General features: G+C 65.2%; 10 protein-coding genes. 4 read left to right on the forward strand and 6 right to left on the reverse strand.

Features of this window, described 5'->3' with window-relative positions; translation table 11 throughout:
- Positions 1-692: 692 nt before the first annotated feature.
- Entirely contained in the window at positions 693-2312 is a 1620-nt protein-coding gene (locus E1956_RS06445; RefSeq protein WP_134747879.1) for a multicopper oxidase family protein, read from the forward strand.
- A 134-nt stretch (positions 2313-2446) separates the two neighbouring features.
- On the opposite strand, the gene cspD is transcribed toward E1956_RS06445, so the two are convergent.
- The gene (gene cspD / locus E1956_RS06450; RefSeq protein ID WP_017776809.1) at positions 2447-2653 is read right to left on the reverse strand and encodes a cold shock domain-containing protein CspD; all 207 of its coding nucleotides are present in this window, start codon (positions 2651-2653) and stop codon (positions 2447-2449) included.
- A 661-nt stretch (positions 2654-3314) separates the two neighbouring features.
- On the opposite strand from cspD, the gene clpS reads away from it, so the two are divergent.
- From clpS to E1956_RS06465, 3 genes are all read left to right on the forward strand, one after another.
- On the forward strand, positions 3315-3629 hold the full coding sequence (clpS, locus tag E1956_RS06455) for an ATP-dependent Clp protease adapter ClpS (RefSeq protein ID WP_028205276.1): 315 nt from the start codon (positions 3315-3317) through the stop codon (positions 3627-3629).
- Positions 3626-5917, forward strand: a complete 2292-nt coding sequence (gene clpA / locus E1956_RS06460; RefSeq protein ID WP_028220202.1) for an ATP-dependent Clp protease ATP-binding subunit ClpA — start codon at positions 3626-3628, stop codon at positions 5915-5917. The genes clpS and clpA overlap by 4 nt, the downstream gene beginning before the upstream one ends.
- 237 nt (positions 5918-6154) lie before the next feature.
- Positions 6155-7567 (forward strand): amino acid permease, encoded by a 1413-nt coding sequence (locus E1956_RS06465; protein ID WP_232071305.1) that lies wholly within the window; start codon positions 6155-6157, stop codon positions 7565-7567.
- A 67-nt stretch (positions 7568-7634) separates the two neighbouring features.
- On the opposite strand, the gene dut is transcribed toward E1956_RS06465, so the two are convergent.
- The 5 genes from dut to ileS form a co-directional block, all read right to left on the reverse strand.
- On the reverse strand, positions 7635-8081 hold the full coding sequence (dut, locus tag E1956_RS06470) for a dUTP diphosphatase (RefSeq protein WP_134747880.1): 447 nt from the start codon (positions 8079-8081) through the stop codon (positions 7635-7637).
- 32 nt (positions 8082-8113) lie between these two features.
- A complete protein-coding gene (locus tag E1956_RS06475) occupies positions 8114-9118 on the reverse strand; it encodes an LLM class flavin-dependent oxidoreductase (RefSeq protein WP_134747881.1) in 1005 nt (334 codons plus the stop codon).
- Positions 9119-9185: 67 nt separating this feature from the next.
- Positions 9186-10415, reverse strand: coding sequence for a bifunctional phosphopantothenoylcysteine decarboxylase/phosphopantothenate--cysteine ligase CoaBC (gene coaBC, locus E1956_RS06480; protein ID WP_256377763.1), 1230 nt, complete (start codon positions 10413-10415; stop codon positions 9186-9188).
- Between the two features lie 40 nt (positions 10416-10455).
- The gene (lspA, locus tag E1956_RS06485; protein WP_134747882.1) at positions 10456-10983 is read right to left on the reverse strand and encodes a signal peptidase II; all 528 of its coding nucleotides are present in this window, start codon (positions 10981-10983) and stop codon (positions 10456-10458) included.
- On the reverse strand, positions 10983-13835 hold the full coding sequence (gene ileS / locus E1956_RS06490) for an isoleucine--tRNA ligase (RefSeq protein ID WP_134747883.1): 2853 nt from the start codon (positions 13833-13835) through the stop codon (positions 10983-10985). Before ileS ends, lspA begins: the two co-directional genes overlap by 1 nt.
- Positions 13836-13840 lie beyond the last annotated feature (5 nt).

The raw sequence follows: 13840 nt of genomic DNA on the forward strand, positions 1-13840 counted from the left end.
CGCTCGCCGGAACATGGCACTTGCATGGCACTTTTTCAGGCCGGCGAGCCCGCAACGATCTTATCGAGCACGTCTCGCGGTTTCCTTGTCGTACTCGCGGCCGCGGTACGATCTGGCGCGTGTCACGAAGCGACTGTGCGCTATCATGATGTGCATCAATTGAGTTCCTTCGCCGCTTCGCCAAGCATGACTGTCCTGTGTCGTCTCCTCCTTGTTGGGCTGCTTGCGCTCTTCGCCATGAGTGGCGCGAGCGCGTGCGAGTCCATGCAGCGAGGTGCAGGCTTGTCGCCTGTTCCGCTTGCCGCGCACTCGGTCGTCGCGACGGGCGATCATTGCGGCGTAACGGAACACGCTGGCTCGCACAGCGGCTGCATTGGCCACGCGAGCGGTTGTGCCGTGGGTTGCTGCGTGCATTGCGGCGCGTCGCCTACCGGAACGCGCATTGGTGCAGGCCTGCCCGGCCGCTCTCCACGTTTTGCGCTTGCCAGCGCATTGCGCGCCGGTATCACCCACGCGCCTCCGTTACCGCCTCCGATCGTCTGAACGCGGGCACTCCGTGTCTTGGCGGAGTCGGCCCGATGCATGCCCGAGGGGCTTCGTCGCGCAGTGGTGCGCACGCGAAGCCATTGGCCGCACGCGCGCCGCGCTCTCATTGCGCGTCGCGTCGTCAGGTGTGTTTGAGGATTTCATCGATGAAACGCAGAACTTTTTTGTCCGGCGCGTTGAGCGCCGCTACGGCGTCGCTGTTTGCGCGCCCGCTATGGGCCCAGGAGAGCGGGCACGCGATGCATGGCATGTCCGGCATGGGCGAGATGGGCGCGATGTCCGGCGCCATGATGCACGCGCAGGCGCCGCTTGCGGCTGCCGACGCCTTGCCCGCCGGCGCGCCGCTGGCTGCGCTGCGCACGCTCGAGAACGAGAGCCGCGAAGCGGGGCATTTCCGCGCGACGTTGATCGCCCGGCCCGTGGCGCGGCCATTGCTCGCTGGCCAGGCGCCGACCACTTTCTGGCAATACGACGCGGGCACCGCCGGGCAGGGTGACGAGACCGGCCCCGGGATCGGCCCAATGATCGACGTGCGCGAAGGCGACACGGTCGAGATCCGCTTCGTCAACCGGCTGCCGCAACCGTCCACGATCCACTGGCATGGCCTGCCCGTGCCGCCCGATCAGGACGGCAATCCGATGAACCTCGTGGCGCCGGGCGCCGAACGCGTTTATCGGTTTACGCTGCCCGAGGGCAGTGCCGGCACCTACTGGTATCACCCGCATCCGCACATGCTCGCGTCCGAGCAGGTGTTTCGCGGGCTCGCGGGCCCGATCGTCGTGCGCGCCGCCGACGACCCGCTTGCCGCCTGGCCCGAGCGCCACCTGTTCGTCTCCGACCTCAAGCTTGCCGCCGACGGCACGATTCCCGCGAACGGCATGATGGACTGGATGAACGGCCGCGAAGGCCAGTTCGCGCTCGTGAACGGCGCGCGCGAGGCGCGCATCGAAGTCGTGCGCGACGAGCGCTGGCGCGTCTGGAACGGCTGCAGCGCGCGCTATGTGCAACTTGCATTCGACGACGGCCGCGCCTTTGCGCACATTGGCACCGATGGCGGCCTGCTTGCCGCGCCGCGCGAGGGAGTGACCTCGCTGCTGCTCGCGCCGGGCGAGCGCGCCGAGCTGATCGTGCGCGCGGGGCGGAGCGCGTCGCGTGCACGCCTGATGGCCGCGCAGTACGACCGGCGCAAGATGGCGATGTCGCACGGCAGCCTGCCGCCCACGCTAACGGTCGCGCTGGCGCAGGTGCAATTCGCGCCGCGTGGCGAGGCGCCGATGCTCGCGCTTCCAGCGCAATTGCGCGCGCTTGCGCCGTTGGCGCCGGGCGGCTCGCCCGCGGCATCGCTCCCGCAAAAATCGGTGGTATTCAGCGAAGCCATGGACATGCACGCGATGCACCAGCCAGGTGCATCAAAATCGGGGATGCCCCAAGGCATGCAATTCATGATCAACGGTGAGACATACGATCCCGCGCGCATCACGCTCACGAGCCGCCGCGGCGAAGTCGAGCAGTGGACGATTGCGAACCACACGGACATGGACCATCCGTTCCATCTGCACGGCACGCAGTTCCAGGTGCTCTCGCGCGAGACGGGCGGCGTGCGCGCGGACGAGCCGTATCTCGCATGGCGCGATACCGTCAATGTGCAGCCGGGGGAAAGCGTGCGGATCGCGACCGTGCAGCACGCCGCGGGCGAGCGCATGTTCCATTGCCACATCCTCGAGCACGAGGACCTCGGCATGATGGGCACGCTGCGCGTGATCTAGCGCACGCATGGTGAAATCCGCGTGAAAGCGGGCGGGCGCGGTGTCGAACGAATGGTTTGACGCGCCCGGGCGTTTGCCCAAAAAGAAACCCGGCCTAAGCCGGGTTTCTTTCTCAGGTACAAGTACCGAACAGATCAGGCCGCTGCCTGAATGTTCGATGCCTGCTTACCCTTCGGGCCTTGCACGACCTCGAAGCTCACCTTCTGACCTTCTTTGAGGGTCTTGAAGCCATTCATCTGGATGGCCGAAAAGTGAGCGAACAGATCCTCGCCGCCTTCATCCGGCGTGATGAATCCGAAACCCTTCGCGTCGTTGAACCACTTGACCGTACCGGTTGCCATACCAACTTCCCCTGTAACTCATGTCACTACCACGAGCAGTTCGAAAAGCTAACAGATCGCATGTTGCGACCGCCCCCTCCTCACAAGCTCACCAACGGCATTTTTTCGAAAATAAAGGCGGTTGAAAAAAGTGCCAGCTTGATTGTTGAGGCTCTTTATTCTGCTGTCAAGAATATTTTGAGACGTTCCCTGGCGCGTTGTAAAGAACGCATTTCCAGGGTTTTTCCGGCTTTTCTTGCGCCTCTGTCCGTCAGGAATCGCAGCCGGTTGTCGACGCATTCATCGGGTTCGTTTTTTATCCGTTCCGAGTTGCACGACCTGTCTTGAAAAGTCGCATAATCGACTCACATGGGATGCACCGCAGCACGAAATCTGACAGCGTGCGTGCGGATGCCGACAGTAGCTGCCCACGTGCTCGCGCCGGTTGTGCGATACTCGATTCGACGGTGGCCCGAAAGCTGCTGGCACAATGGTTCGAACCGGCCCCGCAGCCGGGCGCCTGGCACAGTGTGGTTTGAAGTGTGGCTTGGGCGAGGCTGATCGAGTCCGGAACGGGGATCTGCGCCAGGATTGTCCGCGAGGCGCAGCGGCCCGGTTCACCGGACGGCCGGTCGGGTTTCGGCAGGATTGCGGGCCTGTCCGAGTTGTTTAGAATGGGTGTATGGCAATTATCCCGGACAAGCAGGATTCAACTGTAGTGGAGCGGCAGGAGCAAAAGGTCAAACCGCCCTCCATGTACAAGGTCGTGCTGATGAACGACGACTACACGCCGATGGAATTCGTCGTGATGGTCGTGCAGGAATATTTCAATAAGGACCGCGAGACCGCAACACAGATCATGTTGAAGGTGCATCGCGAGGGCAGGGGCGTTTGTGGGGTCTATACGCGGGACATCGCGTCGACCAAGGTTGAGCAAGTCGTTACCCATGCAAGGCAAGCGGGACATCCGCTGCAGTGTGTGATGGAGGAAGCATGATTGCCCAGGAACTGGAAGTCAGCCTGCACATGGCGTTCATGGAAGCACGTCAGGCGCGGCATGAGTTCATTACGGTCGAGCACTTGTTGCTGGCGCTGTTGGATAACCCAACGGCGGCGGAAGTGCTGCGAGCGTGCGCCGCGAATATCGAAGACCTGCGACAGAACCTGCGCAACTTTATTCACGACAACACCCCTACGGTTCCCGGCACGGACGACGTCGATACGCAGCCGACGCTCGGGTTCCAGCGCGTGATCCAGCGCGCGATCATGCACGTGCAGTCCACTTCCAACGGCAAGAAGGAAGTCACGGGCGCGAACGTGCTGGTCGCGATCTTCGGCGAGAAGGACTCGCACGCGGTGTACTACCTGCAGCAGCAGGGCGTCACGCGTCTGGACGTGGTGAATTTCATTTCGCACGGCATCGCGAAGACCGGCAGTGGCGAAGCCGCCAAGGCCAGCGACGCGAATGCCGAAGCCGAAGACGCGGCAGGCCAGAAGGAAACCCCGCTCGCCCAGTTCACGCAGAATCTGAACCAGATGGCGAAGGACGGGCGCATCGATCCGCTGATCGGCCGCGAGTCGGAAGTCGAGCGCGTGGTGCAGGTGCTGTGCCGCCGCCGCAAGAACAATCCGCTGCTCGTGGGTGAAGCCGGTGTCGGCAAGACCGCGATCGCGGAAGGCCTCGCCTGGCGCATCACGCGTGGCGAAGTGCCGGACATTCTCGCGGATGCGCAGGTCTACTCGCTCGACATGGGCGCGCTGCTGGCGGGCACGAAATATCGCGGCGACTTCGAGCAGCGTCTGAAGACGGTGCTCAAGGAACTCAAGGAGCGTCCGCACGCGATTCTGTTCATCGACGAGATTCATACGCTGATCGGCGCGGGCGCCGCTTCGGGTGGCACGCTCGATGCGTCGAACCTGCTCAAGCCGGCGCTGTCGTCGGGCACGCTCAAGTGCATCGGCGCGACCACCTTCACGGAATACCGTGGCATCTTCGAGAAAGACGCGGCGTTGTCGCGTCGTTTCCAGAAGGTCGATGTGGTCGAGCCCACGGTCGAGCAGACGGTCGCGATCCTGCGGGGTCTGAAGTCGCGCTTCGAGGAGCACCACGGCGTGAAGTATTCGTCGGGCGCGCTCAATGCGGCGGCTGAGCTTTCGGCACGCTTCATCACCGACCGTCATTTGCCCGACAAGGCGATCGACGTGATCGACGAAGCGGGTGCGGCGCAGCGCATCCTGCCGAAGTCCAAGCAGAAGAAGACCATCGGTAAGAGCGAGATCGAAGAGATCATCTCGAAGATCGCGCGCGTGCCGGCGCAAAGCGTGTCGCAGGACGATCGCAGCAAGTTGCAGACGCTCGACCGCGATCTGAAGGCCGTGGTGTTCGGCCAGGACCCCGCCATCGACGCGCTCGCGGCTTCGATCAAGATGGCGCGCGCGGGTCTGGGCAAGACCGACAAGCCGATCGGCTCGTTCCTGTTCTCCGGCCCGACCGGCGTTGGCAAGACCGAAGTGGCGCGCCAGCTCGCGTTCACGCTCGGCATCGAGCTGATCCGCTTCGACATGTCGGAGTACATGGAGCGCCATGCGGTGAGCCGTCTGATTGGCGCGCCGCCGGGCTATGTGGGGTTCGACCAGGGCGGTCTGCTCACCGAAGCCGTCACGAAGAAGCCGCACTGCGTGCTGTTGCTCGACGAAATCGAGAAGGCGCACCCGGACATCTTCAACGTGCTGCTGCAGGTGATGGACCATGGCACGCTGACCGACAACAACGGCCGCAAGGCGGACTTCCGCAACGTCATCATCATCATGACGACGAACGCGGGTGCCGACACGATGAACAAGTCGACGATCGGTTTCACGACCCGGCGCGAGCAGGGCGACGAAATGGCCGACATCAAGCGGCTGTTCACGCCCGAGTTCCGCAACCGGCTCGACCAGACGATCAGCTTCCGTGCGCTCGATGAGGAAATCATCATGCGCGTGGTCGACAAGTTCCTCATGCAGCTGGAAGACCAGCTGCATGAGAAGAAGGTCGACGCGCTCTTCACCGACGCGCTGCGCAAGCATCTGGCCAAGCACGGTTTCGACCCGCTCATGGGCGCGCGGCCGATGCAGCGCCTGATCCAGGACACGATCCGCCGTGCGCTCGCCGACGAACTGCTGTTCGGCAAGCTCGTGAACGGCGGCCGCGTGACCGTGGACGTGGACGCCGAGGACAAGATCCAGCTCACGTTCGACGCGCAGCCGGCGCCGCGCAATCCGGAAGCGGTGGAAGTGGAGTAAGCGGCGCGAAAAGCGCGCAAGCCTCAAGGCGCAACGGCGTAGCTCGATATGGGCTACGCCGTTTTATTTTGAGGATAAATATCAGGAGTCCGAAATAATTTGGATCACCCGTTGCGCGAACCGGAACCGCGGCGCCAAGGCCGATGAGCCGCCACAAAGTAAAATAAGGGTTTATCTCGCCGTCGGCGTTTTCACGCGCAGCGCCTCCGAGCGTCTGCGCAAAGCAGGGGTGCAATTGTGGTACCACGTAAATCGGGCGCGTTCGACTCTATCGTCGAGCGCGAGCAGGGGCTGCGCCAGGGCTTGTCCGCGGGCCAGATGACGATGATCGCCATCGGCGGCGCGGTGGGCACGGGGCTCTTTCTCGGCAGCGGTTTTGCCATCAGTTTTGCCGGGCCGGGCGTGCTCGTGTCCTACGCCATCGGCGCGCTGATCGCCTTGCTGCTGATGGGCGCGCTGGCCGAGATGACTGTCGCGCATCCCACGTCGGGCTCGTTCGGCGCGTATGCCGAGCACTATATCGGCCCGCTCGCCGGCTTCGTCGTGCGCTACGCGTACTGGTCCGCCTATGTGCTCGCCGTGGGCACCGAAGTCGCGGCCATCGCCATCTACATGAAGTTCTGGTTCCCGCACGTGCCGGGACTCTACTGGATCGTCGGGTTCTCGGCGGCGCTGATCGTCGTGAACGCCATGAGCGTGCGCGCCTACGGCACCATCGAGTATCTCTTTTCCAGCCTCAAGATTGCCGCGATCGTGGCCTTCATCGTGCTGGGCGCCTGGTTCGTGTGGCGCGCCCCCGCCGCTTCGGGCGTGGGGTTGGCGAACTATACGTCGCACGGTGGCCTGATGCCGAAGGGCTGGTGGGGCGTCTGGGTGGGCACGATTGTTTCGCTTTTCAGCTATCTGGGCGTGGAAACGATCGCGGTTGCCGCGGCGGAAGCCAGGGACCCGGCACGCGCCGTCACGCGCGCGTTCCGCGCCACGGTGCTGCGCCTCGTGCTGTTCTATCTGCTCACGCTCGCGCTCATGCTGGCCATCGTCCCCTGGACGCAGGCGGGCGGCAACGAGAGCCCGTTCGTGAAGGTGATGGCCGAGACCGGCGTGCCGTACGCGGCCGGCGCGATCAACTTCATCGTGCTCGTTGCGGCGCTCTCGGCCATGAACAGCCAGCTCTATATCACCACGCGCATGATGTTCAGCCTCTCGCGCGCCGGCTACGCGCCGGCGGCGTTCGGGCGCCTCACGCGCCAGGGCGTGCCGACGGCGGCGCTCTCGCTTTCGACCATCGGTATTGCGGTGGCGGCCGTGCTCAACGCGCTCTGGCCGCAGGCGGCGTTCACGCTGATGATGTCGATCGCGATGTTCGGCGCGATGTTCACGTGGCTTATGATCTTCGTGACGCAGATTTTCTTCCGCATGCGTCATGGGCGTGACGGGAGCGCACCGCTCCAGTTCCGCATGTGGGGCTTTCCGTTCACGAGCGTGCTGGGCGCGCTGCTGATGCTCGGCATCCTGTTCGGCACGGCGTTCACGCGCGAATTCCGCATGACGCTGGCGTACGGGCTCGCGTTCCTGGCGGTGCTCGTGGTGGTGTATGCGCTGTGGTATCGCCGGCTGCAACCGGCGGCGCAAACTCAAGGGTCGCTCTAAGACGCTCCAGAAGCAAAAAAGCACGCCGCGGCGTGCTTTTTTGTTGCGTGCTGCGCGTGCGTGACGCTCAGTGCTTGCCCGTGCTGCCGAAGCCGCCCGCGCCGCGCTCGCTCTGCTCGAAGTCGTCGACGATGTTGAATTGCGCCTGCACCACCGGCACGATCACGAGTTGCGCGAGGCGCTCCATCGGATTGAGCGTGAACGTGGTGTGGCCGCGGTTCCAGGTGGAGATCATCAGCTCGCCCTGGTAGTCGGAGTCGATCAGGCCAACGAGGTTGCCGAGCACGATGCCGTGCTTGTGGCCGAGGCCCGAGCGCGGCAGGATCAGCGCCGCGTAGCCGGGATCGGCCAGATGGATCGCGAGGCCGGTCGGCACGAGCTTCGTTTCGCCCGGCTCGAGCGTGATCGGCGCTTCGAGGCAGGCGCGCAGGTCGAGGCCCGCGCTGCCCGGCGTCGCGTAGTGGGGCAGCTGGTCGCGCATGCGTTCGTTCAGGATCTTGATGTCGATTTTCATGAGGCTCCGATTCGCTCGGGGTCAGGGTTAGGTCAGTTTCGAGGCAGCTGAAAGGCCTCGGCGAGAAGTTCGTAGGAGCGCAGGCGCGCCGCGTAGCTGCCTGCGACGGTCAGCACGATGAGCTCGTCGGCGCGGAAGCTGTCCTTGAGCGCGAGCAGGCGCTCGGCGACGCTCTCGGGCGTGCCGATGACGCTGCGCGGCTTTTCGCGGTCGATCACGATTTGCTCGCGCTCGCCATATTCCTGCGCGCGGCCCTGTTCGAGGCTCGGAATGGGCGCGTTCAGGCCGTAAGCCATCTGCACGCGGCGCAGGTCGACGGCCTTTTCGAGGTCGGCGGCTTCGGCTTCGGTATCGGCGCAGATCGCGAACACCGCGCACGCCAGGTACGGCTTCGCTTCGTGGCCCGGCTGGAAGGTATCGCGGTAGGCATGGGCCACGAGGTGCCCGAAATGCGCGTTGATGAAATGCGCGAACGAGAAACGCAAGCCCAACTGCGCCGCGAGCGTGCCGCCGAAGTCGCTCGAGCCCAGCACCCAGAGTTGCGGGCGCGTGTCGATCTGCGGCTGCAGCACGACGCCGTGCGCGAGGTGGTCGGCGGCGAGCGTGCCGTCCATCAGGCCGACGAGATCCTGCACCTGCTGCGTGAACTGGTCGCCGCGGTTGTACGCGCCCGCTGCGACGGCCTGCGCGGTGCGCATGTCGCCGCCGGGCGCGCGGCCCACGCCCAGGTCGACGCGTCCAGGGAACAACGCTTCGAGCATCATGAACTGCTCGGCGACCTTGAACGGGCTGTAGTAGGGCAGCATGATGCCGCCCGAGCCGATGCGGATGCGCTGCGTCACGCTGCCGAGGCGCGCGAGCATGACTTCGGGAGCGGGGTTGCACACGCCCAGCAGGCCATGGTGCTCGGCGCACCAGTAGCGCGTGTAGCCGAGGTCGTCGGCGAGCTGCGCGAGTTCGACGGTGGCGGCAATGGCGTCCGCCGCGGTGTGCCCGGCGATCACGGGCGACTGGTCCAGCACGGAAAGCAGTGTCATGGCAGTACTGCTCCTTCACTTCGTTCGCGGCGCGGCGTGCCGGCACTCAAGTGCGCCGGCGCGCGCGTCACGAGATGATGCTCGGGTCGGGCAAACGCCGCGCGATCTCGGCGATCAGCGTCTGCGCGAGCGCTTGCTTGGCCGCGCGCGGCAGCGGCGTGCGGCCGCCGGCCTCGAACAGCACGACTTCGTTGTCGTCCCGGCCGAACGTGAGCGGGCCGAGATTGCCGATCAAGAGCGGCACTTTCTTGCGTGCGCGCTTTTCTTCCCCGTGCACGTCGAGGTCGCCGCTTTCGGCGGCGAACCCCACGCAAAACGGCGGATTCGCCATGGCCGCGACCGAAGCCAGAATGTCGGGGTTCTCGACGAAACTGAACGTCGGCATGCGGTGCTCGGCGGTTTTCTTGATCTTGTGCTCGGCGACGTGGTCGACGCGCCAGTCGGCCACCGCCGCCACGCCGATGAAGACATCGGCATCGCTCGCCTCGCGCATCACCGCGTCGTACATCTGCTGCGCGGTCTGCACGTCTTCGCGCCAGACGCCCCACGGCGTGGGCAGCGCAACGGGGCCCGCGATCAGGTGCACGTGGGCGCCGGCCTGCTGCGCCGCGCGCGCGAGCGCGAAGCCCATCTTGCCGCTCGAACGGTTCGTGATGCCGCGCACCGGGTCGAGCGGCTCGAAAGTCGGTCCTGCCGTGATCAGCAGCTTACGGCCTGCCAGCACCTTCGGCGCGAAGAACGCGACGATGGCCTCGTAGATCGCTTCCGGCTCCAGCATGCGCCCGTCACCGACCTCGCCGCAAGCCTGCGGCCCTGAGTCGGGGCCGAGCGTTTCGATGCCGTCCGCGCGCAGTTGCGCGACGTTGCGCTGCGTGGCCGGGTTGCCCCACATCTGCCGGTTCATGGCCGGCACGACCAGCAGCGGGCAGTCGCGCGCGACGCACAGCGTGGAGAGCAGGTCGTCGGCGAAACCGTGCGCGAGCTTCGCGAGGAAGTCGGTGGAGGCGGGCGCGATGACGATGGCATCCGCGTCGCGCGAGAGGTCGATGTGCGCCATGTTGTTGGGCACGCGACCGTCCCACTGGCTCGTGTAGACGGGCCGCCCCGAGAGCGCCTGCATCGTGACCGGCGTGATGAACTGCGTGGCCGCCTCGGTCATCACGATTTGCACGGTCGCGCCGGCCTTGGTCAACAGGCGCGTGAGCTCCGCGATCTTGTAGCAGGCGATGCCACCCGTCATGCCGAGCACGAGGTGGCGCCCAGCCAATTCACCGGGGTTTGCAGCGGAGGTGTTCAAGTCAGGTCTCCCCTTTCTCCGAGACACGCATTAGTGACGATCAGCGCGCGCTGCGCACGCGCCGCAATTCGTCGAACACCAGCAGGATGGCGCCAACGGTGATCGCGCTATCGGCAACGTTGAACGCCGGCCAGTGCGACGAACCCAGGTGGAAGTCGAGGAAGTCGATCACATGGCCGTACATCAGGCGGTCGAGCACGTTGCCGAGCGCGCCGCCGAGGATCAGCGCGAGCGCGGTGCAGAACAGGCGCTGCCCCGCATGGCGCTTGAGCAGGTAGCAGATCACCAGCGCCGCGACCACGCCGAGCGCCGTGAAGGCCCAGCGCTGCCAGCCGCCCGCCGCCGCGAGGAAGCTGAACGCCGCCCCCTTGTTGTAGACGAGCACGAGGTTGAAGAACGGCGTGATCACGCGGCCCTCGCCGTAGCTGAACACCTTGGAGATGGCGATCTTCGTGAGCTGGTCGGCGAGGATCACGATCACCGCGATGCCGAGCCACGGCACGAGCGTGCCGCGCGCTCCGTTCGCACCGCTCGACTTCGACTGTTTCGGCAGGGTCGTCTTGGCCATTATGCCGCGCTCCGCGCTTCGCCGTTGCCGAACAGATTGACCACGCAGCGGCCGCACAGGCCCGGGTGCTCCGCGTTCGCGCCGACGTCTTCGCGGTAGTGCCAGCAGCGCTCGCACTTGAGGTACTTCGAGGTGACGACTTCGACGCCTTCGTCGGCTTCGCTCTCCACCTTGACGATTTCGGCCGCCGAGGTGATCAGCACGAACTTGAGGTCGTCGCCGAGCGTGGCGAGTGCATCGTAGCGCGCGCCGCTGGCCAGAATGCGCACCTCGGCCTGCAGCGACGAGCCGATCTGGTTCGCCACGCGCGCCTCTTCGAGCGCCTTCGTCACGTTGCCGCGCACGTCGCGCAGCAGCGTCCACTTGGCGATCAGCTCGGGCGCCTGGGCGATGTCCGGGAACGCGTGGAACGTCTCGGTGAAGATGGTCGTGCTTTGCGGCTGGAACACCTTCCAGGCTTCCTCGGCCGTGAACGAGAGGAACGGCGCAAGGATGCGCAGCAGGCTGTGCGTGATGTGGTGCAGCGCGGTTTGCGCGGCGCGGCGCGCGGCCGAATCCGGCGCGCTCGTGTACAGGCGGTCCTTGAGCACGTCCAGATAGAAGCCGCCCAGGTCTTCCGAGCAGAACGTCTGGAGCTTGGCCACGACCGGGTGGAACTCGTAGCGGTCGTAGTGGGCCAGCACGTCGCTTTGCAGCGTGTGCGTGAGCGCGACGGCGTAGCGGTCGATTTCGAGCCACTGGTCGGCGGGCAGCGCGTGCTTCTCGAAGTCGAAGTCCGAGAGGTTCGAGAGCAGGAAGCGCAGCGTGTTGCGGATGCGGCGATAGCCTTCCGTCACGCGCTTGAGAATTTCCTCGGAGATCGCCAGCTCGCCCGAGTAGTCGGTCGAGGCAATCCACAGGCGGATGATTTCCGCGCCCAGACGGTTCGCGACCTCATGCGGATCGACGCCGTTGCCAAGCGACTTCGACATCTTGCGGCCTTCGCCGTCGACGGTGAAGCCGTGCGTGAGCAGGGCGTTGTAGGGCGGGCGGCCGTCGAGCATCGAGGCCGTCAGCAGCGACGAGTGGAACCAGCCGCGGTGCTGGTCCGAGCCTTCCAGATAGAGGTCGGCCGGGAACTGGAGCTCGTCCTTGTGCGAGCCGCGCAGCACGTGCCAGTGCGTCGTGCCCGAGTCGAACCACACGTCGAGCGTGTCGCGGTTCTTCTCGTACATGTTGGCGTCGTCGCCGATCAGCTCGCGCGGATCGAGCGTCTGCCAGGCCTCGATGCCTGCCTTCTCCACGCGCTTCGCCACTTCCTCGAGCAGCTCCAGCGTGCGCGGATGCAGTTCGCCGGTTTCCTTGTGCACGAAGAACGCCATCGGCACGCCCCATTGGCGCTGGCGCGAGAGCGTCCAGTCGGGGCGGTTTGCGATCATCGAATAGAGGCGCTGCTTGCCCCACGACGGGTAGAACGCCGTCGCCTCGATGCCTTCGAGCGCCGTCTCGCGCAGCGTCTTGCCGCCGTCCTTGGGCGTGACGTCCATGCCCGCGAACCACTGCGAGGTGGCGCGGTAGATGATGGGCGTCTTGTGGCGCCAGCAGTGCATGTAGCTGTGCAGGTACTTTTCGCTGCGCAGCAGGGTGCCGGAGGCGTCGAGCGCGTCGACGATCTTCGGGTTCGCGGCCCAGATCGTGAGGCCGCCGAACAGGGGCAGCGATTCGATGTAGCGGCCGTCGCCCATCACCGGGCTGATGATGTCGGAGTCGGCCATGCCATGCGCCTTGCACGACACGAAGTCTTCCACGCCGTAGGCGGGCGCCGAGTGCACGATGCCCGTGCCGGTGTCGGTTGTGACGTAGTCGCCCAGATAGATGGGCGAGGTGCGCTTGTAGCCCGGATGCGCCGAGGCGAGCGGGTGATTGAAACGCAGGAGCGAAAGCTTCTCGCCCTTCGTGGTGGCGATGATCTTGCCGGTCAGGCCGAAGTCCTTCATGCAGGCTTCGACGCGCTCAACGGCCAGGATCAGGAGACCGCGCTCGGTGTCGACGAGCGCGTAGTCGATCTCCGGGTGCACGTTGAGCGCCTGGTTCGACGGGATGGTCCAGGGCGTGGTGGTCCAGATCACGATGCCGCCTTCCTCGCGCGGCAGGGCGGCGAGGCCGAACGCCTTTGCCGTCTGCTCGGGCTGCGCGAACGGGAACAGCACGTCGATGGTCGGATCGGTCTTGTCCTTGTACTCGACCTCAGCCTCGGCGAGCGCCGAGCCGCAGTCGAAGCACCAGTTCACGGGCTTCAGGCCCCGGAACACGTAGCCCTTCTCGATGATCTTCGCGAGCGCGCGGATCTCGCCCGCCTCGTTCACGAAGTTCATCGTCTTGTACGGGTTGTCCCAGTCGCCGAGCACACCGAGGCGCTTGAAGCCAGCCTTTTGCGTCTCGATCTGGCCCGCGGCGTACTCGCGCGCCTTCTGCATCACTTCCTGGGCCGGCAGTGACTTGCCGAACTGCTTCTCGATCTGGATTTCGATCGGCATGCCGTGGCAGTCCCAGCCCGGCACGTAGACCGCGTCGTAGCCCGCGAGATTGCGCGCCTTGACGATCATGTCCTTCAGGATCTTGTTGACCGCGTGGCCGAGGTGGATGTCACCGTTCGCATACGGCGGGCCGTCGTGCAGGATGAACTTCTTGCGGCCCTTCGAGGCTTCGCGGATCTGCTTGTAGACGCCTTTTTCTTCCCACTCCTTGACCCATTGCGGCTCGCGCTTGGGCAGGTCGCCGCGCATCGGGAACGGGGTGTCCAGAAGATTGACGGGGTACTTCGATTCGGACTTCTGCGCGGCTTTGCCGGAGGATGCTTTCTTGTCGCTCATGGTGA

This window comes from Paraburkholderia pallida, from assembly GCF_004524855.1.
GTDB classification, from domain to species: Bacteria; Pseudomonadota; Gammaproteobacteria; order Burkholderiales; family Burkholderiaceae; genus Paraburkholderia; species Paraburkholderia oxyphila.

Excerpts from the sequence above, each read along its gene's own strand:
- E1956_RS06445 (WP_134747879.1), top strand. The coding sequence starts at position 693 with ATGAAACGCAGAACTTTTTTGTCCGGCGCGTTGAGCGCCGCTACGGCG.
- cspD (WP_017776809.1), bottom strand. The coding sequence starts at position 2,653 with ATGGCAACCGGTACGGTCAAGTGGTTCAACGACGCGAAGGGTTTCGGA.
- clpS (WP_028205276.1), top strand. The coding sequence starts at position 3,315 with ATGGCAATTATCCCGGACAAGCAGGATTCAACTGTAGTGGAGCGGCAG.
- clpA (WP_028220202.1), top strand. The coding sequence starts at position 3,626 with ATGATTGCCCAGGAACTGGAAGTCAGCCTGCACATGGCGTTCATGGAA.
- dut (WP_134747880.1), bottom strand. The coding sequence starts at position 8,081 with ATGAAAATCGACATCAAGATCCTGAACGAACGCATGCGCGACCAGCTG.
- E1956_RS06475 (WP_134747881.1), bottom strand. The coding sequence starts at position 9,118 with ATGACACTGCTTTCCGTGCTGGACCAGTCGCCCGTGATCGCCGGGCAC.
- lspA (WP_134747882.1), bottom strand. The coding sequence starts at position 10,983 with ATGGCCAAGACGACCCTGCCGAAACAGTCGAAGTCGAGCGGTGCGAAC.
- ileS (WP_134747883.1), bottom strand. The coding sequence starts at position 13,835 with ATGAGCGACAAGAAAGCATCCTCCGGCAAAGCCGCGCAGAAGTCCGAA.